18 protein-coding genes and 4 pseudogenes are annotated in these 25,826 nt (G+C 39.2%); 13 read left to right on the top strand and 9 right to left on the bottom strand.

Translation table 11 applies throughout. From position 1 onward, the window contains the following. On the bottom strand, window positions 1-5,060 hold a 5,060-nt coding region (locus tag ACERCF_RS10455; RefSeq protein WP_373625530.1), incomplete at its 3' end, for an Ig-like domain-containing protein. 45 nt (window positions 5,061-5,105) lie between these two features. Further along, window positions 5,106-6,053 (bottom strand): hypothetical protein, encoded by a 948-nt coding sequence (locus tag ACERCF_RS10460; protein WP_373625531.1) that lies wholly within the window; start codon window positions 6,051-6,053, stop codon window positions 5,106-5,108. A gap of 167 nt (window positions 6,054-6,220) precedes the next feature. On the opposite strand from ACERCF_RS10460, the gene ACERCF_RS10465 reads away from it, so the two are divergent. The 5 genes and pseudogenes from ACERCF_RS10465 to ACERCF_RS10485 form a co-directional block, all read left to right on the top strand. After that, the gene (locus ACERCF_RS10465; protein WP_373612185.1) at window positions 6,221-7,546 is read left to right on the top strand and encodes a TolC family protein; all 1,326 of its coding nucleotides are present in this window, start codon (window positions 6,221-6,223) and stop codon (window positions 7,544-7,546) included. Window positions 7,547-7,549: 3 nt separating this feature from the next. Continuing rightward, window positions 7,550-9,685, top strand: a complete 2,136-nt coding sequence (locus ACERCF_RS10470) for an ATP-binding cassette domain-containing protein (protein ID WP_373612184.1) — start codon at window positions 7,550-7,552, stop codon at window positions 9,683-9,685. A gap of 9 nt (window positions 9,686-9,694) precedes the next feature. Next, window positions 9,695-10,864, top strand: coding sequence for a beta-barrel domain-containing protein (locus tag ACERCF_RS10475; RefSeq protein ID WP_373612183.1), 1,170 nt, complete (start codon window positions 9,695-9,697; stop codon window positions 10,862-10,864). Window positions 10,865-10,943: 79 nt separating this feature from the next. Further along, window positions 10,944-12,176: pseudogene (locus ACERCF_RS10480) on the top strand (IS3 family transposase). A gap of 149 nt (window positions 12,177-12,325) precedes the next feature. Further along, window positions 12,326-12,715 (top strand): annotated as a pseudogene (locus ACERCF_RS10485) (helix-turn-helix domain-containing protein); the annotation flags it as partial. Window positions 12,716-12,912: 197 nt separating this feature from the next. Here ACERCF_RS10485 and ACERCF_RS10490 read toward each other — a convergent pair. Then, the gene (locus tag ACERCF_RS10490) at window positions 12,913-14,001 is read right to left on the bottom strand and encodes an extracellular solute-binding protein (RefSeq protein ID WP_373625532.1); all 1,089 of its coding nucleotides are present in this window, start codon (window positions 13,999-14,001) and stop codon (window positions 12,913-12,915) included. 224 nt (window positions 14,002-14,225) lie between these two features. Between ACERCF_RS10490 and grpE the strand changes: the two genes are divergently transcribed. The 4 genes from grpE to hrpA all read left to right on the top strand — a co-directional run bounded on the left by grpE (window position 14,226) and on the right by hrpA (window position 19,655). After that, window positions 14,226-14,822 carry a nucleotide exchange factor GrpE gene (gene grpE, locus ACERCF_RS10495; protein WP_373625533.1) on the top strand — a complete coding sequence of 199 codons (597 nt, stop codon included), beginning with the start codon at window positions 14,226-14,228 and terminating at the stop codon, window positions 14,820-14,822. 96 nt (window positions 14,823-14,918) lie between these two features. Continuing rightward, window positions 14,919-15,200 (top strand): CCDC90 family protein, encoded by a 282-nt coding sequence (locus ACERCF_RS10500; RefSeq protein WP_373611299.1) that lies wholly within the window; start codon window positions 14,919-14,921, stop codon window positions 15,198-15,200. 61 nt (window positions 15,201-15,261) lie between these two features. Beyond that, window positions 15,262-15,714 (top strand): DUF441 domain-containing protein, encoded by a 453-nt coding sequence (locus tag ACERCF_RS10505; RefSeq protein WP_373611298.1) that lies wholly within the window; start codon window positions 15,262-15,264, stop codon window positions 15,712-15,714. Beyond that, window positions 15,714-19,655, top strand: a complete 3,942-nt coding sequence (gene hrpA, locus ACERCF_RS10510; protein ID WP_373625534.1) for an ATP-dependent RNA helicase HrpA — start codon at window positions 15,714-15,716, stop codon at window positions 19,653-19,655. Before ACERCF_RS10505 ends, hrpA begins: the two co-directional genes overlap by 1 nt. Before the next feature lie 53 nt (window positions 19,656-19,708). Here the strand turns inward: hrpA and ACERCF_RS10515 are convergent, their stop codons facing one another. The 3 genes from ACERCF_RS10515 to ung are packed head-to-tail and all read right to left on the bottom strand — an operon-like array spanning window position 19,709 to window position 21,795. Then, window positions 19,709-20,152 (bottom strand): NfeD family protein, encoded by a 444-nt coding sequence (locus tag ACERCF_RS10515; RefSeq protein ID WP_373625535.1) that lies wholly within the window; start codon window positions 20,150-20,152, stop codon window positions 19,709-19,711. A gap of 23 nt (window positions 20,153-20,175) precedes the next feature. Further along, a complete protein-coding gene (locus ACERCF_RS10520; RefSeq protein WP_373625537.1) occupies window positions 20,176-21,102 on the bottom strand; it encodes an SPFH domain-containing protein in 927 nt (308 codons plus the stop codon). Window positions 21,103-21,123: 21 nt separating this feature from the next. Next, entirely contained in the window at window positions 21,124-21,795 is a 672-nt protein-coding gene (gene ung / locus ACERCF_RS10525; protein WP_373625538.1) for a uracil-DNA glycosylase, read from the bottom strand. A gap of 159 nt (window positions 21,796-21,954) precedes the next feature. On the opposite strand from ung, the gene grcA reads away from it, so the two are divergent. After that, window positions 21,955-22,338, top strand: a complete 384-nt coding sequence (gene grcA, locus ACERCF_RS10530) for an autonomous glycyl radical cofactor GrcA (RefSeq protein WP_373611293.1) — start codon at window positions 21,955-21,957, stop codon at window positions 22,336-22,338. A gap of 174 nt (window positions 22,339-22,512) precedes the next feature. Next, the gene (locus ACERCF_RS10535; RefSeq protein WP_373625539.1) at window positions 22,513-22,971 is read left to right on the top strand and encodes a LexA family protein; all 459 of its coding nucleotides are present in this window, start codon (window positions 22,513-22,515) and stop codon (window positions 22,969-22,971) included. 50 nt (window positions 22,972-23,021) lie between these two features. Here the strand turns inward: ACERCF_RS10535 and ACERCF_RS10540 are convergent. Beyond that, a pseudogene (locus tag ACERCF_RS10540) lies at window positions 23,022-23,590 on the bottom strand (C40 family peptidase). Window positions 23,591-23,718: 128 nt separating this feature from the next. Continuing rightward, window positions 23,719-24,564, bottom strand: a complete 846-nt coding sequence (gene nfo / locus ACERCF_RS10545) for a deoxyribonuclease IV (protein WP_373625540.1) — start codon at window positions 24,562-24,564, stop codon at window positions 23,719-23,721. 58 nt (window positions 24,565-24,622) lie between these two features. On the opposite strand from nfo, the gene ACERCF_RS10550 reads away from it, so the two are divergent. Both ACERCF_RS10550 and ACERCF_RS10555 read left to right on the top strand, forming a co-directional pair. Beyond that, the gene (locus tag ACERCF_RS10550) at window positions 24,623-25,192 is read left to right on the top strand and encodes a TorD/DmsD family molecular chaperone (protein ID WP_373611290.1); all 570 of its coding nucleotides are present in this window, start codon (window positions 24,623-24,625) and stop codon (window positions 25,190-25,192) included. Between the two features lie 43 nt (window positions 25,193-25,235). Beyond that, window positions 25,236-25,628, top strand: coding sequence for a hypothetical protein (locus ACERCF_RS10555; protein ID WP_373625541.1), 393 nt, complete (start codon window positions 25,236-25,238; stop codon window positions 25,626-25,628). 93 nt (window positions 25,629-25,721) lie between these two features. Here ACERCF_RS10555 and ACERCF_RS10560 read toward each other — a convergent pair. Beyond that, window positions 25,722-25,826: pseudogene (locus tag ACERCF_RS10560) on the bottom strand (IS1595 family transposase); the annotation flags it as partial.

Here is a 25,826-nt window from a genome sequence, read left to right on the forward strand (position 1 = left end):
AAAGTTTCGCCGTCTTTGGCTTTGCTTGGATCATCTAGGGTTACATTGTATGCACCTGTCTTATCATCTGCTTTGCCTGTGCCGATTACTTTTCCAGCTTCGTCTTTAATAACTACTGTTGCACCTGGCTCTGTTGTGCCTGATACAGTTACTGTGCCACTCGCTTTATCGCCTTGAGTGTTTGTATTTTCATCAGTTGGCTTCGCTGGTGGTGTTGTATCAAATGCTGTGATAGGTGTTGTGGTTGTTGTGCCAGTAACAGGATCTTTCACAGTTACATTGATGGTTTCACCATCTGTTTTCGATGGATCTAGTGGAATATTGTATTTACCTTCACTATCAGCTACAGCTTCGCCCAACTTGTTACCATTTGCATCTGTAACAGTTACAGTTGCGTTTGGTTTAGTTGTACCACTGATTTCTTTACCGTCATCTTTTACAGTTGCAGTTGTGCCTTTGCCGTCGTTTTCAGTTTTTTCAGTTGAACCATCAGCTTTATCCGCAATAGTCGTTGAACTACCGTCCGGACGCTTAGTTTCAGTTGAAGTATTACCTTTGCCGTCGTCAGTCTTAGTTACAGCATTACCCTTACCGTCGGCTTCAGTTGTTGAAGTTGAGCCGTCAGTATTTTCAGTTTTAGACGTTGAGCTGCCATCAGGACGTGTCGTTGTAGTCGTTGTGCTATCTACATTGCCATCGTCATCTTTATCTGTGGTTTCAGTCGTTACTTTTATACCATCTGGGTTGTTAATTACCGTTGTTGTACTTTCTGGGTTACCATCTAGATCTTCATCTTTTTCCGTTTTAGTTGAAGTTGTTTTACCATCTTCGTCTTTTTCGGTTGTGATTGTCGTATCTAACTTGCCGTCGCCTGTAGTGTCTTTCTTCTCTACTGTTGTAGAAGTGCCATCAGGACGTTCGGTTGTTGTAGTTTGGCTATCTACTTTACCGTCATCATTTTCATCTTTAGTTTCAGTAGTTACTTTTGTGCCATCTGGTTTAGTTTCAACATTCGTTGTACTTTCTGGATTACCGTCTTGGTCTTTATCTACTGTTGTTGTAGATGAAGTTTCTTTACCATCTTTACCCTGTTCAGTTGTTGTAACTGTACCTTTGCCATCATCTTCAATAATTGAAGTTGTGCCATCTGGACGATTGATGATTGTCGTTTTGCTGCCATCATCGTGCGTCACTTCTGTGGTATCGGTTACATTGCCTTCTTTATCTTTTTCAGTTTTGGTTACTGTACCTTTTCCGTCATCTTCAGTTGTTGAAGTTGAGCCGTCTTGGTTTTCTACAGTTGTAGTTGAACTACCATCAGGACGTGTTGTTGTCGTGGTGGTTGTATCTACAGTACCATCATCATTTTTATCTTCAGCAACTGTTGTTGTAGTGCTACCGTCTGGGTTGTTAGTTACTGTAGTAGTGCTTTCTGCATTACCATCACCATCTTTATCAACCACCGTTGTAGTAGATGTTGTATTACCTTTTTCATCTTTTTCGGTTGTGATTGTAGTATCTAACTTGCCATCACCTGTAGTGTCTTTCTTCTCTTCTGTTGTTGAAGAACCATCAGGACGAGTTGTGGTAGTAGTTTGACTTTCCGCATTACCATCAGAGTTTTCGTCTTTGGTTTCGGTAGTTACTTTAGTACCATCAGCATTAGTTTCATCTTTGGTTACACTTTCAGGATTACCGTCTTTCGGATTAGTATCTACGACTTTTTCAGTTGAGGTTACGTTGCCGTCTTTGTCTTTATTTTCAGTCTCAGTCGTGCCTTTACCATCGTCTTTAGTCGTTGAGCTAGATCCGTCTGGATATTTAGTCTCAGATGTTGAACTACCATCTGCATTGGTTTGCTTCTCAGTAGTTGAAGTTACTTCACCATTTTTGTCTTTTTCGGTCGTGTGTGTAGTTGAACCACCTTTGCCGTCTGGTGTAGTTGTGCTTTCAGTAGTACCTGTTACGTTGCCGTCGGCATCTTTGTGTACACTGTTAGAGGTTGAACCGCCTTTACCATCTGGAGTGGTTGTAGTTTCAGTTGTACCTGTTTTGTTGCCGTTTTCATCTTTGTGTTCAGTAACAGAAGTAGTAGAACCATCTGGTTTAGTAGTGCTTTCAGTTACACTATCAACTACACCATCAGAGTTTTCATCTTTGATGATTGTTGTTTTAGTGCTGCCATCAGCCTGTGGCTCAACTTTAGTTACAGTTTCAGGATTACCATCAGTTGGAGATAAATCAACAGCTGTTTCCGTTGAAGTTACTTTGCCGTTTTTATCTTTCTCAGTTGTAACTGTGGTGTCTTGTTTGCCATCACCATTAGTATCTGTTTTGGTTACAGTTTTGCTCGTACCATCTGGGTATTTAGTTTCAGATGTTACATCACCGTTTGGCTTGGTGTTAGTTACCGTAGTTGCAGTAGTTTTACCACCTGCATCTTTTTCTACTGTTGTTGCTGTTGTGCTACCATCTTTGTTTGGTTTAGTTGTGGTAGTTGAGCTTGTACCATCTGCATTTTTCGTTGTAGAAACAGATGATCCGTCTGGTTTAGTAACTGTTGTTGTAGTATCAGTTACATCACCATTTGAATCACGGTTTACCGTTGTGGTTGTACCTTTACCGTTATCGGTAACTGTTGTACTTGTACCGTCTGGGCGAGTTGTTTCCGCTACTGATGAACCATTAGGCTGTGTTACTTTAACGGTTGTTTCAATCTCTTTGCCATCTTTGTCTTTATTAACAATAGTAGCAGTAGTTGAACCATCTTCATTTGGCTTAGTGGTTGTAGTTGTGGTTGAACCATCAGGGTGTTTAGTTACAGATGTAGTTTCACCGTTTGGCTTAGTAGTTTCTGTCGATGTTGTACCATCAGCTTTAGTTTCTTCTTTAGTTGAAGAGCCATCTGGGTTCTTAGTTTCTGTTGAAGTGTTACCTTTGCCGTCATCTTTAGTTACAGAAGTTGTACCATCAGCTTTAGTTTCTTCTTTAGTTGAAGAGCCATCTGGGTTCTTAGTTTCTGTTGAAGTGTTACCTTTGCCGTCATCTTTGGTTACAGTAGTCGAACCATCAGCTTTAGTATCTTCTTTGGTTGTAGAACCATCTGGTTTTTTAGTTTCTGTTGATGTGTTGCCTTTGCCGTCGTTTTCAGTTTTTACTGTTGTGCCGTCAGCTTTGGTTTCATCTTTCGTTGAAAAGCCATCTGGGTTCTTGGTTTCTGTTGAGGTATTACCTTTTCCATCATCAGTTTTGGTTACAGTAGTCGTACCATCAGCTTTAGTATCTTCTTTGGTTGTAGAACCATCTGGTTTTTTAGTTTCTGTTGATGTGTTGCCTTTGCCGTCGTTTTCAGTTTTTACTGTTGTGCCGTCAGCTTTGGTTTCATCTTTAGTTGAAGAGCCATCTGGGTTCTTAGTTTCTGTTGAGGTATTACCTTTTCCATCATCAGTTTTGGTTACAGTTGTGCCTTTACCATCATCTTCTGTGGTTTTGGTTGAACCGTCAGCATTTTTCTCTTCTTTAGTTGAAGAGCCATCTGGGTTCTTAGTTTCTGTTGAAGTATTACCTTTGCCGTCATCTTTGGTTACAGTTGTTGTACCATCAGCTTTGGTTTCTTCTTTTGTTGTAGAACCATCTGGTTTTTTAGTTTCTGTTGATGTGTTGCCTTTGCCGTCGTTTTCAGTTTTTACTGTTGTGCCGTCAGCTTTGGTTTCATCTTTCGTTGAAGAGCCATCTGGGTTCTTAGTTTCTGTTGAGGTATTACCTTTTCCATCATCAGTTTTGGTTACAGTTGTGCCTTTACCATCATCTTCTGTGGTTTTGATTGAACCGTCAGCATTTTTCTCTTCTTTAGTTGAAGAGCCATCTGGGTTCTTAGTTTCTGTTGAGGTATTACCTTTTCCATCATCAGTTTTGGTTACAGTTGTGCCTTTACCATCATCTTCTGTGGTTTTGATTGAACCGTCAGCATTTTTCTCTTCTTTAGTTGAAGAGCCATCTGGGTTCTTAGTTTCTATTGAAGTATTACCTTTGCCGTCATCTTTGGTTACAGTTGTTGTACCATCAGCTTTGGTTTCTTCTTTTGTTGAAGAACCATCTGGGTTTTCAGTTTTGGTTACTGTACTATCTACTTTACCATCATCATTTTGATCTTTGGTTTCAGTAGTTACTTTTGTACCGTCTGGCTTAGTCTCAGTTTTAGTTGTTTCTTCTGGATTGCCGTCTTGATCTTTATCAACTACTTTTTTAGTAGAAGTTACATTGCCGTTTTTATCTGTTTCAGTAGTAACAGTGGTATCTTTTTTACCATCGCCTGTAGTATCTGTGCTTTCTACAGTCGTTTTGCTACCATCTGACTTAGTGGTAATTTCAACTGATTTATCATAAACACCATCATCTTTAGTGCTTTCTTCTGTAGTTACTGTTTTGCTACCATCTGGATTAGTTTTGGTTGTAACCACTTTTTCAGGGTTGCCATTACCATTTGCATCAGTTTTGCGAATTTCTTTCGTAATTTGACCGCTTGCATCATGCTCAGTAATGACTTCAGTATCTAATGTACCATTGCCATCAGTATCAATACGCTCAGTTGTTGTTTTTGGTTTATTCACTGTTGCAGATTTGTTGTCAGAGCTTGATTTATCTCTTCCTGCAATAAAAATACCAGCTAATAGTGCAGCAGATGCACCAATTACTTCTGCAGTATATGATTTTGCACCTACTGCAGCTGCAGAGGCTTCGCTTTCTGATAGTAATAGAATGTCGTTAGGTGATGAGCTTAATGATGAGTAAGCATTACCTAGCATAGAAGCTGTTTCTTCGGCACTTAGTTCTTTGATGCCCACAACTTCACCATTATCACTAATAGTTAATTCTGTAACTTGGTTGTTACCTTCGTTTGTTAATAACTCAGGTTTATTTGGGAAATAGTTCTCTAAAGTAATAACACTACCATTTGCTAGATGTACTTCTAAGTTATTACCTACTTTTACTGTTTTCTTAATAGAAGTAGCTTTAACAGGCAATACTACTTTAGCAGATTGTCCAACATTAATATTCATATAAATTCCTCATTCTGATTATGAAATTTTCAAGACGTTTTAGTCTTAGTAATTATGAAAATATCTCATAATTTTTAAATTATGCCTTAGCCACACTTTTAGCATTAGCATTAGCATTAGCATTAGCATTAGCATTAGCATTAGCATTAGCATTAGCATTAGCATTAGCATTAGCATTAGCATTAGCATTAGCATTAGCATTAGCATTAGCATTAGCATTAGCATTAGCATTAGCATTAGCATTAGCATTAGCATTAGCATTAGCATTAGCATTAGCATTAGCATTAGCATTAGCATTAGCATTAGCATTAGCATTAGCATTAGCATTAGCATTAGCATTAGCATTAGCATTAGCATTAGCATTAGCATTAGCATTAGCATTAGCATTAGCATTAGCATTAGCATTAGCATTAGCATTAGCATTAGCATTAGCATTAGCATTAGCATTAGCATTAGCATTAGCATTAGCATTAGCATTAGCATTAGCATTAGCATTAGCATTAGCATTAGCATTAGCATTAGCATTAGCATTAGCATTAGCATTAGCATTAGCATTAGCATTAGCATTAGCATTAGCATTAGCATTAGCATTAGCATTAGCATTAGCATTAGCATTAGCATTAGCATTAGCATTAGCATTAGCATTAGCATTAGCATTAGCATTAGCATTAGCATTAGCATTAGCATTAGCATTAGCATTAGCATTAGCATTAGCATTAGCATTAGCATTAGCATTAGCATTAGCATTAGCATTAGCATTAGCATTAGCATTAGCATTAGCATTAGCATTAGCATTAGCATTAGCATTAGCATTAGCATTAGCATTAGCATTAGCATTAGCATTAGCATTAGCATTAGCATTAGCATTAGCATTAGCATTAGCATTAGCATTAGCATTAGCATTAGCATTAGCATTAGCATTAGCATTAGCATTAGCATTAGCATTAGCATTAGCATTAGCATTAGCATTAGCATTAGCATACGCATTAGCATACTACATTCTATAATAAAAATTATAGGAAGGCTATTAAATAACCTTGTTCCATTATAGGTTTTACATTTCCTGACAAATTTGTAAAATAAAACGCTATTTTTTAAATGAATAACTGAATATAATTAGCCATTTATTATTTTACTTTAATTAAATTGTATCCATTTCTATGAAAAAACTACTCTTATTGGTTAGCTCTGCCACTTTTTTAAGTGCTTGTAGTAGCCAAAATCAACATAATTTCGAGGTTAGTGGCCAAGCCTGTTCAATTTGTAGTGCTGATGGCGGTAATTCATCTGCTAGCCTTCCTGTAAGTACACCTAATACAGTTAAATCTCCATCGCTACAATCTCAAGGTTATAACTCTTTCTTATCTATTATTAATTCCGCTTTAGAATACAATCAAAATGTATCTTCATTGCCAAGTGTGATTGAGCAACGAAAAGCAGAAGCAGAGATTATCCGCAAAAATAACTGGCCTTCTATTCGCCCTGTTGCCCGTTATTCAAGCCAAACAAGCCCTTACATTGGTGCAAATGCAAGTTATACATTATGGGATTTTGGCTCTGCAAAACATAAAGAGAAACAGGGCGAGCTTGGGGTGGATAACTCTCAATTAGAATTTTTTATTGAAGAGCGAGAAGTTATTGCTTCAACTGTTGAAGCGGTAGTTAAAATTTCTTCATTGGTGGAAAATAGCAAACTATTGAGTTCTTCTATTGCTTCTATTTCTAAACTATCTGGTTTGGCGGATGTGCGATTTGAAGCAGGTATGTCCACCGCTTCAGAATCTAACACATTAAATTTGAGATTGGCTGAACTTAAATCTGAGTTAGACGCTATTAATATTGAAATTGCGTTAAATTTGGATTTACTCTCAGCAAAATTGATGTCGCCAATTACATTAAATGATATTCCAAGTTTGTATAGTATCACTTCACAGATTTTACCTGATTTGGGTAATGAATCTCTGCAATTAAGACAAGCTGAAATCAATAAAGAGATTGCTTATGCTCAATTCCAGCAAGCCGAAAGCGATATTTATCCACACTTAGTTTTAGAGGGCGAAGTTGGTAAAGCAACCAATGGTAGCTCTGTTCACACTGTAGGTGTTTCATTCCAATTACCTACTTCTGTGTTTGCTCGTTCTGCAACAGTAAATGCGGCTGAATCTGCTTATAAAGCGGCAAATCGTAAAGTTACTCAAATTGAAACTCAGTTAGAAACCGAAAATAAGCGAATTGAATTAGAGACTAATCGTTTAAACAATAATAAAAACACCCTTTTAGGGTTAGAAAAGAAAGGAATGAGTGCGATAGGTGTATTTGATTCTGAGTTTGAAGCAGGCACAGCGACATTGTCTGATGGTTTATCTGCTCATAGAACATTACTTCAAACTCGTCAGCAATTAATTTCGCTACAAGCTCAATTATTAAACTTGAAAGCAAGCAAAATTCGTATTACGAATGGCTCTATCTTTAACACATCAGAGTAGAAAATGGATAATAAGAACGTAACACCTAGTTGGCATTTAACTTTACCTGAAGCTATTAAAATTCAGGCAAATCATATTGGAGTTGAGCTGGTTGCTGATGAACTAGCCGAACTCAACTCTTTTAGCGAAGTTCAGAATAACCCTCGATTTAGTGAAGATTTTCAATTAAATATTAGTTTATCTGATAAACACTTATTAAACTTGCCTGTACCTTGCATTGTTGAATTGAAAAAAGAAAACTCTCAATGTAATTATGCGGTTATAACTGATATTAACTCAACAAATAATATTATTTCTTTTGCTTCTATTAATTTTGGCGAAACCATTGAGTTGAAAAGCGATGATGTGCTTGCTTCAATCAACTTACCTGCTCTGCTGATTAGAAAGCAAATTGATAGAATTTATTTAGAACAATCTATTCCTGTTGAAAAGAAACATTGGTTTTGGTCTATCTTCTCTTTAGAAAAAGGCGTATTTACCAAAGTATTAATTGCTACGCTTTTTGCCAATATTTTAGCATTAATTACCTCTTTCTTCTCGTTACAAGTTTACGACAGAGTTATTCCTAATAAGTCTGAAGAAACCTTATGGGCATTACTTATTGGGGTTATGATTGCCTTTGCATTAGAGGCAACGCTTAGAATTATTCGTTCGCATTTATTAGACTTTAGTGGTAAGCGAATTGATATTCAAGCAACTAGCTTGTTACTACGTCGCTTACTAGGCTTGAGATTGAAAAATGAAACACCAACGCCTAACCATTTAAGCCAAATGATGCGAGATTTTAACTCAATCCGTGAATTTTTTACCGAAGCGGCTGTTGGTTCTTTGGTTGATATTCCATTTGTGTTGTTATTCATTTTTGTTATTTATGCGATTGGCGGTAATGTTGTTTGGGTTTCTATTATTGCAATGTTATTTATGGTTATTCCACCTATTCTATTTAGAAAGAAAATGATGAATATCGTAAAAGAAACATTAGGCTCACGCACCGCAGCTAACCGTTTATTTAACGAGGTAAGCTATCAATTAGATGTGATTAAAGTGACTAAATCACAACGTTTCTTTACGCAACAATGGGACGATATTAGTGAGATTATTGCTGATATTTCAATGCGTCAGCGTGCTTTAGTGTCTCATTTAACTCAATGGGCTGCTAGTGTTCAGCAAATTGCTTATGTATTAACGGTATCAACCGCCGTTTATTATGCGTTTGATGGCAAAATGACAATGGGTGCAATTATTGCAATGAGTATTCTTGTTTCTCGTACTCTTGCCCCTGTTGCTCGTTTAAGCTCGCTTTTAATTCGTTGGGCTCAAGTCAAATCTTCTTTAAAAGAGCTAGATTTAATTGCGGAGTCAGAGCAAGACGATCCTGTTGAGCAGCAGAAATTACGTCGTCAAAATATCAACGGCTTCTTTGAATTAAGAAATGTGATTTATCAGTACGATAAAGATTCTAAACCTGCATTACAGGTGCAAAATCTTGTGATTAGACCGGGCGAGAAAATTGGTATTTTAGGACCAAATGGTTCAGGTAAATCTACTTTCTTACGTCTTTTATCAGGTTTACAATACCCTAACTCAGGGGAAGTAAAAATTGATGGTATTGATATCCGCCAAATATTTAGTAACGATATTAGAAATGCTATCTCGGTGGTTAATCAGGAAATTCAATTATTTAGCGGTACGTTAAGACAGAATTTAACCTTTAATAATCCGAACATTAGCGATCAGAAAATTATGGGTGTGTTATCTCAAACTGGGTTAGCCAACTTTTTAACCTCTCACCCACACGGTTTAGATTTAATGATTAAAGATGGCGGTAGAGGTTTATCTGTTGGGCAAAAACAAAGTGTTCAGCTTGCCAGAATGCTGTTAAGTGATAGTAAAATTTTATTACTTGACGAACCAACCGCAAGTTTAGACCCAAATATCGAAGGTTCTATCATTAATACCTTAGCGAATTTCTCTAAAGATAAAACCTTTATTACGGTTACACATCGAATGCCAATTTTAGCAATGGTTGATCGTATTATTGTGATTGCCGATGGTTACGTGATTGCTGATGGTCCGAGAGATGAAGTATTAAATAGAATTCAAAAGGCTCAAAACAATCAGCCAGAACAAAATAATTAAGGTTGGAATATGAGAGATTTAACAAAAGAAATTAAACCACCTAAAAAAAGTAATAAATTACTTTGGGTTATTGTGTTTTTATTGAGTGCATTGCTAGTTTGGTCATATCTAACCCAATTTAGCCGTGTTGTGAGAGCAAATGGTAAAGTTGTGTCTCACGAAAGAACACAAATTGTACAAAACTTAGAGGGTGGAATTTTAATTCAGCTCAATGTGAGCGAGGGGGATAATATAGAAACTGGCCAAGTATTGGCAGAACTTGATACAACAAGATATCAAGCTCAGTTAGAAGAAATTGAGAAAAAAATCGCTACTTTCACATTAAGAAAATTAAGATTACAAGCAGAAGCTGAAAATGCAAAAAGTTTTGCTATTCCAAAAGGTTATCAAGAGGCTTATCCGGATCTCGTTGATGCAGAAAGAAGCCTACTTTCGACAAAGGTGGAAGAATACCTTACGAGAGCAAAAAACTATGATTCTCAAATTTCTTTAAAACAGCAAGAGTTAAATAATCTTTCACGATTTGAAAATAGTGGTGCTGTACCCAAAAGAGATATCCTTGCACAACAACAAGCTCTCAATAATATCAGAACAGAAAGAGAAAATTACTTTTCTGACACACACAAAAAACGAGCTCAAGAGCTATCTGATGCAGTATCACAATTAGCCTTAGCGAATGAAAGCATTAAAACAGTGCAAGATCAGCTAGATAGAGCAACGATTGTTTCGCCTTCAAGCGGTACTGTAAACCAAATTCACTTCAACACCATTGGTGCGGTAGTAAACCCTGGACAAACTATTTTAGAAATTGTACCAAATGATGGGAATTTGTTAGTAGAAGCTCGTGTAACGCCGAAAGATATCGGTTATGTTGTGCCTGATATGAGAGCTTCACTCAAATTAACCGCTTATGATTATAGTATTTACGGTACTATGCTAGGAAAAGTGGTTAAAATTGGTGCGGATACCGTGCCTGATAAAGAAGATAGAAATGCTCCGCCTAGTTATGTGGTTTCATTAGAAATATCGCCTGAATCCTTGCAACAATGGAAAGAAAAAGGATTGGAGATCCGAACAGGTATGGTGGTAGAAGCAGAATTAGAAGCTGGTCATATGAGAATTATTGATTACATCTTTAGACCAATTCTAAAAGCACGAGATGCGTTAGCAACGATTTAGTTTATACAAAACCACTTCCTTTGATCTGCCCCCCAAAAGTTGGACTAAATAACCAACTGATTAAGGTGCAGATTTTTTTATGACTAAATACAACCAATCTTTCAAACAACAAGTGATCGAATTTTATCTTCAAACCGGAAAAAATCACTCGCTTACTCGTCAGCATTTTCAGCTGGAGAAAAGCACATTACGACTTTGGATTAACCAATATCATCATTATGGTTTCAATGGGTTAGCTGTTTTAGGTAAAAAGCAAACTTACTCCTCCGAATTCAAATTATCTGTGATACAGGCGGTTAAAAACGGGCAATTTTCTACAAAGAAAGCCGCTTTGCATTTTGGTATTCCTTCCCCCGCTCTTATCAGCCAATGGTTGCAAGCCTTTGAGAAAAAGGGTATAAACGGCTTATTACCTAAATCAAAAGGGCGTCCGTCAATGAAACCGAAATACCCGAAAATGCCTTCCCCCCACCGAAAACCGAGGAAGAACGCTTGCGTTACCGTATTTTGGAGCTTGAAGCGGAGAATGCGATTCTAAAAAAGTTACAGGAATTCAACCAAGCCAAAATGCGGAAAAAGCCAATGTCGTAAAGGCATTACGAGTGCAATTTCCACTAGAAATCTTGTTACACCTTATCGGCTTAAAACGCAGCACATTCTTTTACTATCTTGCGGATAAAGTGGATAAAAATGCCGCGATTGTACAGAAAGTGGCTGAAATTTATCACGAAAACAAGGGTAACTATGGCTATCGTCGTATCACGCTGATATTGAGAAAAATCCGGAAAATTAACCATAAAAAAGTCCAAGCGATAATGCAAACATTGGGGTTGAAAGGGAAATGCAAGTACCGAAAATATCGCTCGTATCAAGGAGAAGTGGGTCGGATTGCAGAAAATCGCTTACAGCAAGATTTAATGGCGAAATTATCGCCTATGACTTGGCAGAAAACCCGAATTTTGGGCAGATAACTAGAATGATGAATCAAGCGGTGGCAAGGCTTAACGGGTCGACACCGATATTACATTCCGACCAAGGTTGGCAATATCAAATGTTAGGTTTTCAGGCAATCTGCCAACAAAATGGCATTAGACAAAGTATGTCAAGAAAGGGAAATTGCTTGGATAACAGTGCAATGGAAAGCTTTTTCGGGCGACTCAAAACGGAATGTTACTTTGGCAAACGGTTTAACACGCTTGCTGAGCTTAAACAAACGATTCACGAATACATTTATTACTACAACAATGAACGTATTCAAGTGAAACTAAAAGGACTCAGTCCTGTGGAATACAGAACTCAGTCCTTGAATTAGATGAGTCTAACTTTTTGGGGTCAGATCATTTTTTATATTTATTAATCTGTAGAAGATCAGACTTGATCTGACAATTCACTCTAAAAAGTGAGAGTTTCCCGTTTAGAATATGAGTGTCAAAAATCAATCTAAACAAAAAGGAAACTCTCATGTTTTATTCTAACAACCCTCTCATTAAACACAAGACCGGTTTATTAAATTTAGCAGAAGAACTGGGTAATATTTCTAAAGCCTGCAAAGTAATGGGAATGAGCCGAGATACATTCTATCGTTATCAACAAGCGGTTGAGCAAGGTGGTGTTGAAGCATTGCTGAATCAAAATAGACGCGTTCCCAACTTAAAAAATCGTGTTGATGAGGCAATAGAGCAAGCTGTTGTGAAGTTTGCTCTTGATAACCCGGCATTTCGGCAGGTAAGAGTAAGTAACGAACTCCGTAAACAAGGCATCTTTGTTTCAGCAGGAGGTGTACGTTCGATTTGGTTACGTCATCATCTTGCCAATTTGGAACTCTCACTTTTTAGAGTGAATTGTCAGATCAAGTCTGATCTTCTACATTTAAATAATTTACGGGCATTTTGTGGTTATTCTTGCCATCTTAAATTCATAGTAACCTCTTAAAATCTAGGCGGACTGGTTATTTTACCTTAGAAAGCGGTCGTTTTTTCCAAATTTTTTTCAACTCAAAAGAAAACCTCCGAAGATTGCTCCTCGGAGGCTTTAGCATTACTCAGTTATTATTTCGCTACTTTTAACTCTTGGTAGTATTTTTCGTAAAGCTCAATAGCATCGCCTACGTCATCTTGCCATTGAGATTTTTGTAAAATATCCGCTGTTGGGTAAATTGATGGATCTTCAGTAATCTCTTTTGGTAATACTTTTAACGCTTCAACGTTTGAAGTTGGATAGCCAATTTCTAACGTTAATTTTTCAGCTACTTTTGCACTTAATAAGTAGTTGATTAATTTATGTGCGTTTTCTTTGTTTTTTGCATTTGCAGGAATTGCTAAAGTATCCACCCAAAGAACAGGACCTTCTTGTGGGAATATCATATCAATAGGCGCGTTTTCTTTCTTCGCAATACGCACAGAACCATTCCATAACTGACCTACTGATACTTCACCAGAAATAAATGCGTTTGCAGGGTTATCTGAGTTGAAAGCAAGAATGTTTGGACGAAGTTTTAATAGCTCCTCGTAAGCTGCTTTGATTTCTTCTGGATCTGTTGTATTAGGGCTTTTACCTAATTTTAATAATGCAAGGTTGAATACTTCACGAGCATCATCTAATAATTGGATTTTATTCGCAAACTCAGGTTTCCATAAATCTCCCCAAGAAGTGAAAGTATCGCCTTTATAATCAGCTGTGCTAAATGCAATACCCGGTGCACCTAATAGTTGAGGTAGTGAATATTTATTACCTTGATCGTAAGGTTTATTTAACCAATCTTGGTTTAATTCTTTAATTACAGGAAGTTGAGCGTGATCTAATTCTGCTAACATTCCTTCTTTAGCCATTTTAGAAACAAAGTAGTTTGATGGTGCAATAACATCATAACCACCATCCTTACCTTGTAATTTTAATTTAGCGTACATTGTTTCGTTAGATTCAAGACTTGAAACTTCTACTTTAATACCGGTTTCTTTTGTAAAGTCATCTAACAAGCCTTCAGGAACATACTCAGTCCAAGTATAAAGATGAACTGTTTGATTTGTTGCTTGAGGTTTCGCTTCTGCCGCAGTTGTGCCTGCTGCTTTTTCTTCATTACACGCTGTTAATGCAACTGTTGCTAAACCTGCTGCAAATAAACCCGCTAATTTTTTCATTTAAGTTTTCTCCGTTAAAGAAAAGTGATTAAAAAATATAGCCTTGCCTAAGGGCGTTAAAGACTAGGGGGATTTTAAGCTACCTCTTAGATTTTGCAAGACTTTTCTTATCAAGAAATGTAATTTTTTGGTAAAAAAACGTAATAATGAGCTTGAAATCCCTTAATTTATCGCTATATTAGAGAAAACTTTGTACTTTCTATTAGGTGTTAAGAGGATTAAGAATGACCACTCAAAATGAAAACTTACAAGAAGAAATAAAACAAGAAGACATTCAAGCTGAAGTTGTAAATGCAGAAACTCAGCAAGAAGAACAAAATACACCGCAAGAAAATCCTTTAGCACTTGCTCAAGTTCGCATTGCTGAATTAGAAGCCTATATTGCAGAAGCGGATAAACGTGAGCAGGATATTCAATTACGAGCTCAGGCAGAAATTCAAAATATTCGCCGACGTACAGAACAAGATGTAGAAAAAGCTCACAAATTTGCTTTAGAGAAATTCTCGAAAGAGTTGTTAAATGTAGTTGATAACCTAGAACGTGGCTTAGATGCATTAGATAAAGCCGTTACTGATGAAACCACCCAAGCTCTAGTTGATGGTGTTGAGATGACTCACAAAGAGTTCATCAATACCCTTGCTAAATTTGGTGTAGTAGCGATTGGCGAAGTAGGCGAAGCATTCAATCCAGAATTACACGAAGCCATTTCAATGCAGCCTGCCGAAGGAGTTGAATCAAACCATATTAGCACTGTATTACAAAAAGGTTACACTTTACACAGACGAGTGATTCGCCCAGCAATGGTAATGGTAGCAAACTAAATTTTAGATTTTCGACAAAGATCACAAAATTAACCCAAACGCCTACTTGTGGTTATGCTAGATTGATTAATAACTTAACCACAAGAGGAAATTAATATGGAAGCGACAATGAGCCTACGATTTGATAAATTGCGTTTTGTCAAACGCTTGCAAGAAGCCAACCAAACGCAGGAAATGGCGGAGGCATTTGCTGATGCCCTAGATAGGGCATTGGAGCAGAGTCAAAGCCAACTTCTAACCAAACAGGAATTCGAATTAAGAATTGCCCAATTAGAAAATCGCCTACAAGAGAGTTTTAATAATATGCTCTATAAAATGGCGGGATTAATTGTCGCCGGTGTTGGGATTATGATGAGCCTAATGAAATTTATCAACTAGCCTCCATTCTTTTAACCGCCCTTACTTCTTTGAGGTAAGGGTTTTTACATTTTAGATAACGATGACATTACAATTCAACTCTGTTGCCCTACTTTTAGTGGTACTGATTATACTGGGTTTAGTCAGCCAGAACAGTGCAGTCACAATTTCCGCTGCGGTGTTGCTGATTATGCAACAAACCCTGCTGTCTAAATACATTCCGTTTGTCGATCAATACGGTTTAAAAATCGGGATTATTATTCTCACCATCGGTGTTCTCAGTCCGCTGGTGTCGGGGCGGATTACCCTGCCCGATTTAAGCGGATTGCTAAACTGGCAAATGCTCTTTTCGATTCTTGCCGGCGTACTGGTAGCGTGGCTTGGTGGACGAGGCGTGAGCTTGATGGGCAATCAGCCTGTATTAGTCACTGGACTGCTGATTGGTACGATTATCGGTGTAGCATTATTTAAAGGCGTACCTGTCGGGCCTCTGATTGCCGCCGGTATTTTATCGCTTGTGTTAGGAAAATCATAATGACTGAACTGTTGCATAAAAAGCAGAAAAATCAACCGCTTGTCAAACTGGAAAATATCACCACCAGCGATTTCCGCCGTCTGCTCGGCCGATTAAAAGGGGCGGAAAATATCAAAAATGAAGCAAACAAGCGATCAGTTTTAGACGAAATTCAGCAAGATCTTAATGCTTGTCAGGCTCGCTTTTTCGCCCGCCAACAGCACGCTCAAAACCTCAAAATCGACTATCCCGATCTGCCGGTTTCTGCCCGCCGTGAAGAAATTTTAAAGCTGATTGCAGAAAATCAAGTAGTCGTCATTGCGGGTGAAACCGGTTCGGGCAAAACCACCCAGTTGCCGAAAATGTGCTTGGAGCTGGGGCGAGGCGTGAAGGGCTTAATCGGCCATACCCAGCCTCGCCGAATTGCCGCTCGTTCTGTGGCGACCCGTATTGCCGAAGAGCTGAAATCGGAGCTGGGTGAGACGATCGGTTATAAAGTCCGTTTTAACGATCAGGTCAGCGAAAACAGCCTTGTTAAACTGATGACAGACGGTATTCTGCTGGCTGAAATTCAGCACGATCGCTACCTCAATCAGTACGATACGCTGATTATTGACGAAGCTCACGAGCGTTCGCTGAATAACGATTTCATCTTGGGCTATTTAAAGCAAATTTTGCACAAACGCCCTGATCTGAAAGTGATCATCACCTCCGCCACCATTGATGTGGAACGCTTCTCCAAACATTTTAACAATGCCCCGATTATTGAAGTGTCTGGGCGGACTTTCCCTGTGGAAGTACGTTATCGTCCGATTGTTGAAGAGGAAGATCAAGACCAACTGCAAGGGGTTTTAAATGCGGTTGATGAGCTACAAGCAGAAGGGCGAGGCGATATTCTCATTTTTATGAACGGCGAACGAGAAATTCGGGACACCGCCGAAGCCCTTCAAAAACAGGAACTTCGCCACACCGAAATTCTGCCACTCTACGCCCGTTTGTCAGCATCAGAACAGCAACGGATTTTCCAGCCAAGTGGCGGCTTAAATCGCATTATTCTGGCAACCAATGTGGCGGAAACCTCGCTTACCATTCCGAATATCAAATATGTGATTGATACGGGTACGGCTCGGATTTCCCGTTATAGCTACCGCACCAAAGTACAGCGGTTGCCGATTGAGCCGATTTCTCAAGCCTCTGCCAACCAGCGAAAGGGGCGTTGTGGGCGGATTTCAGAGGGGATCTGTATCCGCCTCTACTCAGAGGAAGATTTCAACGGCCGCCCGAAGTTTACCGATCCAGAAATTTTGCGAACCAACTTGGCTTCGGTGATTTTGCAGATGACCTCGCTTGGATTGAGCGACATTGCCTCGTTCCCGTTTGTTGATGCTCCTGATAGCCGTCAGATTCAGGACGGGATTCGGTTACTTGAAGAATTAGGTGCTATCGCCGTAGGGACGCCACGCTTGGCGTCCGCAAAAAATGTCGCAACGGACACCAAGCGTGGTGTCCCTACACATCGTCTTACCCAAATCGGCCGCCAACTCGCTCAACTTCCTGTCGATCCCCGTTTAGGCCGAATGATTGTGGAAGCGGCGAAAAACGGCTCATTGCACGAAGTGATGATGATCGTCTCTGCTCTCTCTATCCAAGATCCTCGAGAACGTCCGCAGGAGAAACAACAGTCGGCGGACGACAAACATCGCCGTTTTGCCGATAAAGAGAGCGATTTCTTGGCGTTTGTGAATTTGTGGCACTTTATTCAAACCCAACAAAAAGAGCTGTCGAAAAACCAGTTCCGCAACCTTTGCCGTAAGGATTACCTCAACTACAACCGTGTGCGGGAGTGGCAGGATATTTATCACCAACTCCGCCTCGCAGTGCGGGAAATGGGGCTGAAAATTAACAGTGAACCGGCAGCTTATCAGCCGATTCATACCGCTCTGCTGACCGGCTTGCTGTCGCATATCGGCTTGAAAGATAACGAAAAAATGCACTATTTAGGGGCGAGAAACGCTCACTTCTTTATCTTCCCGAACTCGGTGCTTTTCAAAAAACAGCCGAAATGGGTGATGGCAGCGGAATTAGTAGAAACCACTAAACTCTGGGGGCGAATGGTGGCACGGATTGAGCCGGAATGGGTCGAACCGTTGGCGGTGCATTTAACCAAATCCAGTTATAGCGAACCGCACTGGGCGAAGTCCAAAGGAGCGGTGATGGCATCGGAAAAAGTCTCACTGTTCGGCATTCCGATTGTGGCACAACGCCCTGTCAATTATGGCTCGATTGACCCTAGTGTCAGCCGTGAAATTTTTATCCGCTCGGCATTGGTGGAAGGCGAGTGGCATAACAATTACAAATTTTTCAAAGAAAATCACCGCTTGATCCGTGAAGTGGAAGCGTTGGAACACAAATCTCGCCGCCGTGATATTTTGGTGGACGAGCAGGTACTGTTTGAGTTTTATGACCAGCGGGTCGGCACGGAAGTGGTTTCCGCCAAACACTTTGATTCGTGGTGGAAAACCGCCTCGAAAAACGATCCTGAACTGCTCAATTTTGAAAAATCGTTCTTAATTAATGATAACGCCAACTTGGCGAGCGAGCTGGATTTCCCGAATTTCTGGCATCAAAATGACCTGAAACTCAAACTCAGCTATCAGTTTGAAGTGGGGAAAGATCACGATGGCGTGACGGTGCATATTCCACTGCCGTTGCTCAACCAAGTCGAACCCGAAGGCTTTGATTGGCAAATACCGGGACTTCGCCACGAGCTGATTGTGTCGCTGATTAAGAGCTTGCCGAAATCGCTCCGCCGAAATTTTGTGCCGGCACCGAACTATACCGATGCATTTTTAGGGCGTGCCGAGCCGTTTAAAAAGCCGTTGTTGGAGAGTTTAAGTTACGAACTTCGCCGAATGACGGGCGTGCTGGTAGATATTGAGCAGTGGGACATCAGCCAGCTGCCGCCACATTTGCGAATGACTTTCCGTGTGGTGGACGACAAAGGCAAGAAACTGCAAGAGAGCGAAAACTTAGACGAACTGAAATTTGCCCTCAAAGATGAGGTGCAGAACACACTTTCCAACATTGCCGATGACGGCATTGAGCAGAGTGGCGTGCATATTTGGAATTTTGCCGAACTACCGCAATTCTACGAGCAGAAAAAAGCCCATTTCAGCGTGAAAGCCTACCCTGCGATTGTTGATGAGCAAACGGCGGTTGGCGTGAAGCTATTTGAAACGGAGTTTGAACAAGCACGGGCAATGCGGGCAGGTTTACGCCGTCTGCTATTGTTGAATGTGCCATCGCCGATTAAATATCTGCACGAAAAACTGCCGAATAAAGCCAAACTCGGTTTATATTTCGCCCCATTCGGCAAAGTGATGGAGCTGATTGACGACTGTATCGCCTGTGCAGTGGATAAATTGATTGATGATTTCGGCGGTTTTGTCTGGAACGAAGAGAAATTCAACCAACTGCACGAACACATTCGGGCAAATCTGAATGAGACAACGGTGGAAATTGCTAAACAGGTGGAGAAATGTTTAACGCTGGCTTATGAGCTGAGCAAACGCTTAAAAGGCAAGCTGGATTTCACAATGGCATTTGCGTTAAGCGATATTAAAGCTCAAATTGACGGGCTGATTTATCCGAATTTTGTGACGCAAACCGGCTACCAACGCTTAGGCGATCTGCACCGCTACCTCACCGCAATTGAACGCCGTTTAGACAAGTTGCTGCTCGATAGCAACACCGACCGAGCCAAAATGCTACGGGTCGAACAGGTGCAAGAAGCCTATAAACAGCTGTTAAACAAATTACCGAAATCGAAAGCCGTTCCTGATGAGGTCTTGGAAATTCGCTATATGATTGAAGAACTGCGGGTCAGCCTGTTTGCTCAACAGCTTGGCACGAAATATCCGATTTCTGATAAGCGGATTTTGAATTTGATAAAAGAGCTTTAGAAATGCAACAAGCTGCTACAAAAAGCGATGCTTTTTTTGGCCGCTTGTTTTTATTAAATCACTTTGGTTACATACAAGGTAATCCCATCAACACGTTGAACTTGTACTTTATCACCTAAATGAAGTTCTGAGCCAATAACTCGCCAAGTGGTATCGCCGAACTTGCCTCTGGCAATACCATTTTCCAAAATCTCAACAATAACACCTTGCATACCAATCATTGATTGTTCTCTTGAATTGAGCGAGGTAAATTTATCATCTTGCTTGTCTTTAGAATGTTGATACTTCCACCAAATCAGGCTAAAGAAAATAGCAAGTATGGCGAAGCCGCTAATTTGAATACCCACAGATAACTCAGGCAATAGCCAGACTAGCACTGCTAGTAAAATAGCAGAAAGCCCCCACCACATAATAAATACACCGGGAATGATTAATTCTAACGCCAGTAATACAAAGCCTAGAATTAACCAACTGTTCCAATTAAATAGCCACTCCATATTTTCTCCTTGTAAAAGCAGAATTACTTGCTACTATTTTGAGTCCCTTTTAATAATTCAGCAACACCTGCCACAGAGCCGATTAAGTTGCTGGCCTCTAATGGCATTAGCACCACTTTGCTGTTTTCTGCCGAGCCAATATCTTTCAATGCTTCTGTGTATTTTTGGGCGATGAAATAATTAATAGCGGTGGTATCTCCTTTGGCGATAGCGTCAGATACCATTTGAGTTGCTTTTGCCTCTGCTTCCGCTGCACGTTCTCGAGCTTCTGCTTGTAAAAATGCTTCTTGACGTTCACCCTCTGCTTTTAAAATACGAGATTGCTTTTCACCTTCGGCACGCAAGATTTCCGCTTGTCGAATCCCTTCTGCTTCTAAAATATCTGCACGCTTATTACGTTCTGCTTTCATTTGAGCATTCATCGCCGCCACTAATTCTTTTGGTGGGCGAACATCACGAATTTCGATACGAGTTACTTTCACGCCCCAAATATTAGTGGCTTCATCAACAATCGAAAGCAAGCGACTATTAATAACATCACGCTGCGAAAGCATATCATCTAAATCCATCGAACCTAGTACAGTACGCATATTCGTCATAGTTAAATTAACAATCGCCTGCTCTAAATTATTCACTTCATAAGCTGCTCGGCGGGCATCAATGGTTTGCACAAAGCAGACTGCATCAATCGACACGCTAGCATTATCACGAGAAATAACCTCTTGCGAAGGAATATCTAACACCTGTTCCATCATATTGATTTTTCGACCTACTCTGTCAATAAAAGGTAATACAATATTCAGTCCCGGTGTGAGGGTTTTGGTATAACGCCCGAAACGTTCGATTGTCCAATGATACCCCTGTGGCACAATTTTGATGGTTGAAGTTAATACAACCAATACCAAAATCACAAATGCCAAACCTAAAAACGGTAGTTCAAATTCCATCATTTTTCTCCTTTAAATGAATGATTAAATTTCAATCTGTAGTTGCCAATTAATTGGGAATATTTGTTTTGAAATCAAGTAATTATTTGCTTTTGAAAAATGTTTACAGCCAAAAAATCCACGATAAGCAGATAGTGGCGATGGGTGTGGAGAAGCTAATACACAGTGGCGATTGCGATCAATAAACTGTCCTTTTCGCTGAGCGTGGCTGCCCCAAAGTAAAAAAACTAAATTCTCTCGGTGTTCATTTAATTGAGCAATAACTTTATCAGTAAAGGCTTCCCAACCAATTTGTGAATGCGAGCCTGCTCTACCTTGCTCCACAGTCAGGCTAGTATTTAGCATAAACACGCCTTGTTTTGCCCAATCAATTAAATAGCCGTGATGTGGAATCTGAAATCCCTCAATATCATCGGATAATTCCTTATACATATTCAACAAAGATGGCGGTGGAACAACGGGAGGCTTAACAGAAAACGCTAATCCGTGTGCTTGATTTGGCCCATGATATGGATCTTGCCCTAAAATCACCACCTTTACCTCACTAAATTCGGTTAAAGCAAAAGCACTAAATACCTCATTTTGGGGTGGATAGATCACTTTTCCTGCCAACCGTTCATTATGAACATATTGCAAAATCTGTTGAAAATAATCTTTCTGCTTTTCTTCGCCTAAGGCTTCTGTCCAAGTTTTCATAAAAACGCCCTTGTGATTAAATTTTGTTCAAGTAGAATATTTTAAGCTAAAAATGGTTAAATTTTTATCGCTTTTTATCTAAAAAGAGGTACAATAATTTCAAATAAATTTGAACATTTAAACTTTTTTCATAATTTTTAACTTTATAGGAGAACTAAAATGATTAAAGGTGTACAAATCACTAAATCAGACAATAGCAACTTATTAAACTCTTTTTGGTTATTAGATGAAGCTAAAAACGAAGCTCGTTGCTTAGCGGCTAAAGCGGGCTACCAAGAAGATCAAATTGTTGCCATCAGCGAATTAGGCGACATCGCATACCGTGAAGTACCGGTAAATGTTGCACCAACTATCAAAGTGGAAGGTGGTCAGCACTTAAACGTGAATGTTTTACGCCGTGAAACATTAGAAGATGCTATTCAAAACCCAGAGAAATATCCACAATTAACTATTCGTGTTTCAGGCTATGCAGTGCGTTTCAACTCACTAACTCCTGAACAACAACGTGATGTGATTACTCGTACTTTCACTGAAAGCCTATAATAACAGCTTTTAATATGAAGAAGCACCCAATGGGGTGCTTTTTTGTTGCTTGGTAGAGAATAACAAGCGGTCAAAATACTGGTTAAATTTACAAAAAAATTTAAATAAAGTATTGACACTGTTTTTTTGCACAGTAAAATAACCTGTATAAAAAGACAGATAGGGGATCTTACAATGGCTTCATTAAAACAAATTTCAGCACAAACGGCGTCTTATCAACCAATTCCACTTTATCGGGATTTTAACAGCAGTCGTTCTGTAAAACTTGATCTTAATTCACTCTGTATTAAACGCCCAACGGACACTTTTTTTATTCACGTTAAAAATCCTAATTTAATTGCGTGGGGAATTGAACTGGATGATTTACTGATTGTAGAAAATACCGATCAATATTTAGTGAATGATTTATTGGTACTAGAAAAAAATGGCGAATATAAATTCTATCAATTCTTTAGTGAGCTTGAAAATGCACAAGGTGTGAATGAAAAAATCCTGTTTTCATTAAATGTAAGCGAACCAAATTTGAGAATTACTGACTGGAATGAGATAAGAATTTCCGGTGTAATTACCAATGTAGTACATCAAATGCGTACCCGTGGAGCATTTACACAAAGTAAACAGCGTGCAGCATAAAATAGAAAATAAAATAAGGACACTCATTTAGTGTCCTTATCAATCTTTAATTAAATTACTCGGCGAGATTGGGTATAAGTTCTTGACCAGTAACGCTCCGATAATGAACTTGTCATTACTCCACGGCTTGTGCTAGCGTGGATAAATTTCCCATTACCGATATAAACACCAACATGGTGGTTTTTACGGAAGAAAACTAAATCGCCTGGGCGTAAATCTGATTTTGAAATAGAACGTCCAATATGACGCTGTCCTGCGGTTGAACGAGGCATATTTTTATTGAATGCTTTCCCCATTACTTCACGGACAAAAGCAGAGTAATCAATGCCCGCTTTGGTTGGCCCCCCATACGGTAACGTGTGCCAACCCAGTTACGATAAACACTATTAATACGATTACTGTTACTCGCAGTTTGTTCTGCACGAGAGGAATGTTGAGGGCGGTTTGTTGAGATAGAAGATTTAGATAATCTTTCTGCTTTACTTGCAACAATTTGATTTGGCGTTGCTGGTTTTGTACTTAAACTCGCAACAGCAATAGAAGAATAACTACCAAAAACAGCTAAAATGGAAGTGATGAATAACGGTTTTAGGGTTACTGCAAAAAGATTTTTTTTCATAATTAATATCTCGTCTCGCCAGAACAATTACAGCGGTTTATTCCTTACTTAGGATCTTCAAAAGATCAGAACAATATACAAAGCAAAAGTCTGGATTGCTCCAGACCGACATCTAAGACCAGTATAACCTATTTTAGTTCCAATGTGCGAAGAAATTTTATTTCATCTGCCCAAATTTCAGGCAAAACTGTTTCTAAAATAAGCGGAACACGGTCAAATTTTGAATTTTGCATAATAAATGCAAAAACTTCTGTGCCAATTGTGCCTTCTCTTAACGTATGATGTCTATCTACTCGGCTACCTAATGGCGTTTTCGAGCCGTTTAAGTGCATTCCTCTTAAATAATGAAAACCAACCGTTTGATTAAAATCATCAAATACCATCTCACTTTTTTCATAACTGCTAATATCGTAGCCAGCCGAAAATAAATGGCAAGTATCCAAACATACCCCTACACGGCTTGTATCTTCTACTTGCTCGATAATTTTTGCTAAATGGTCAAAATGCCATCCCAAATTAGAGCCTTGCCCTGCTGTATTTTCAATGACAGCTACTACATTTGGCACTTTCTCAACTGCGATATTAATCGATTCTGCAATTCGAGCTAAACAATCTTGTTCAGAAATTTGCTTTAAGTGCGAGCCAGGGTGAAAATTCAGCAATTTCAAACCAAGTTGATTCGCTCTACTCATTTCATCAATAAATGCAGTGCGAGATTTTGCTAACGCTTCTGCTTCTGGATTGCCTAAGTTAATTAAATAACTATCGTGTGGCAAAATTTGCTCTGCTGAAAAATGATGTACGGCACAAAATCGCTTAAATTTTTCAATGGTCTCTCCCTTTAATGGCGGAGCTTGCCACTGACGTTGATTTTTCGTAAATAAAGCAAAAGCATTAGCACCAATTTCTACTGAACGTAGAACCGCATTCTCTACCCCACCCGAAGCACTAACGTGAGCCCCAATATATTTCATTCTGTCCTCTCTGATGTTCTGTTATACTAATACGACTTTTATTTACTTATTTAATATTATGAGCGAAACAACCATCAACGATTTTTCACTACTTTGCCGCCTATTTGGCAATTTATTTTACCGTAACCCAACCGATCCAATTCTCGCTGGCACATTTAATTGGCTTACACAGGGCGGATTACGCCAACATTGGGCATTAAGCACAGATACCCAAAGCGAAAATGCCCTAACTATCTTGCAAAAGAGTGCTAACCCTACGCAATTAGAAGCAAGCTATCAAGCACTTTTTACAGAAAATGGAGCTATTGCTACAACAATTTCTGCCTATGGGTTATCAGTTGAAGATTTTGTTGCCTTCCGCCAAGAGCGAGCAATGCCCGCATTAGAGAATGTAGATCACGTCGCATTATTACTTTTAACTGCCTCGTGGATGGAAGATAACCTTGACTCCACACTTGCACAAAAAGCACTATTTGAACGCTTTTTACTCCCTTGTGCTAGTCAATTTTTAGGCAAAGTAGAAGCCTTTGATAGCGGTTTTTATAAAGCTCTCGCTCAATTAACCCGTGATGCCTTGAGTGCAATGGCTGATGAGCTTGAAGAAGATGAGCAAGAAGCAGTAGAATAAATAACCAATTCAACTAAGAGAATTTGGATATAAGGATTTGGATATGAAAATAGCAAAATTAGGTTTAACTCTTTCGCTTTCATTCATTTTAACTGCCTGTGCTTTAACACCTGAGCAGCAAGCAGAACGCAGAGCGAAACAAGTAAGATCGGAGCAAGATTTGCAAGTGCAACTGGCAAAACAGTGCGATGTTGAAACCGCAGAATTGCTACACCAGCAATTTAATCCGCCACTTAGTCAAACCGAAAAAGAAGCAGCCGCATTTAAAAAGCGTTATACTGAAAAAGTGAACGATCCAATGTTCCAAGCCTGCTATAAAATGGCGTGGCAAAACTATAAGTCTCAACAAGAACTCGAAGAAATGCGTTGGAACTACGAGAGAGAAATGTATTGGGGCGGTTGGAGTGGCTGGCGTTATTGCTACTACTGCTGGTAATGAAAATACAAGCGGTTCTTTTTCGTGAATTTTTGCAAAAACTTGAGAAAAATGACCGCTTGTAAAGATAATATTAGGGGCTGTCCTAGATAACTAACCTAAACCCCCTTTAACCAATTGTTTTAAAAGGAATATTTGAGATTTTAAGTCACTGTGATTAAAACGCCATTCGCATTCTTTCAAATATAGCTCAAAATG

Source organism: Mannheimia kashgarensis, from assembly GCF_041807705.1.
Lineage (GTDB): Bacteria > Pseudomonadota > Gammaproteobacteria > Enterobacterales > Pasteurellaceae > Mannheimia.

Excerpts from the sequence above, each read along its gene's own strand:
- ung (WP_373625538.1), bottom strand. The coding sequence starts at position 21,795 with ATGAAAACTTGGACAGAAGCCTTAGGCGAAGAAAAGCAGAAAGATTAT.
- ACERCF_RS10465 (WP_373612185.1), top strand. The coding sequence starts at position 6,221 with ATGAAAAAACTACTCTTATTGGTTAGCTCTGCCACTTTTTTAAGTGCT.
- ACERCF_RS10555 (WP_373625541.1), top strand. The coding sequence starts at position 25,236 with ATGAAAATAGCAAAATTAGGTTTAACTCTTTCGCTTTCATTCATTTTA.
- ACERCF_RS10475 (WP_373612183.1), top strand. The coding sequence starts at position 9,695 with ATGAGAGATTTAACAAAAGAAATTAAACCACCTAAAAAAAGTAATAAA.
- hrpA (WP_373625534.1), top strand. The coding sequence starts at position 15,714 with ATGACTGAACTGTTGCATAAAAAGCAGAAAAATCAACCGCTTGTCAAA.
- ACERCF_RS10550 (WP_373611290.1), top strand. The coding sequence starts at position 24,623 with ATGAGCGAAACAACCATCAACGATTTTTCACTACTTTGCCGCCTATTT.
- grpE (WP_373625533.1), top strand. The coding sequence starts at position 14,226 with ATGACCACTCAAAATGAAAACTTACAAGAAGAAATAAAACAAGAAGAC.
- ACERCF_RS10515 (WP_373625535.1), bottom strand. The coding sequence starts at position 20,152 with ATGGAGTGGCTATTTAATTGGAACAGTTGGTTAATTCTAGGCTTTGTA.
- grcA (WP_373611293.1), top strand. The coding sequence starts at position 21,955 with ATGATTAAAGGTGTACAAATCACTAAATCAGACAATAGCAACTTATTA.
- ACERCF_RS10520 (WP_373625537.1), bottom strand. The coding sequence starts at position 21,102 with ATGATGGAATTTGAACTACCGTTTTTAGGTTTGGCATTTGTGATTTTG.
- nfo (WP_373625540.1), bottom strand. The coding sequence starts at position 24,564 with ATGAAATATATTGGGGCTCACGTTAGTGCTTCGGGTGGGGTAGAGAAT.
- ACERCF_RS10535 (WP_373625539.1), top strand. The coding sequence starts at position 22,513 with ATGGCTTCATTAAAACAAATTTCAGCACAAACGGCGTCTTATCAACCA.
- ACERCF_RS10505 (WP_373611298.1), top strand. The coding sequence starts at position 15,262 with ATGACATTACAATTCAACTCTGTTGCCCTACTTTTAGTGGTACTGATT.
- ACERCF_RS10500 (WP_373611299.1), top strand. The coding sequence starts at position 14,919 with ATGGAAGCGACAATGAGCCTACGATTTGATAAATTGCGTTTTGTCAAA.
- ACERCF_RS10490 (WP_373625532.1), bottom strand. The coding sequence starts at position 14,001 with ATGAAAAAATTAGCGGGTTTATTTGCAGCAGGTTTAGCAACAGTTGCA.
- ACERCF_RS10470 (WP_373612184.1), top strand. The coding sequence starts at position 7,550 with ATGGATAATAAGAACGTAACACCTAGTTGGCATTTAACTTTACCTGAA.
- ACERCF_RS10460 (WP_373625531.1), bottom strand. The coding sequence starts at position 6,053 with ATGCTAATGCGTATGCTAATGCTAATGCTAATGCTAATGCTAATGCTA.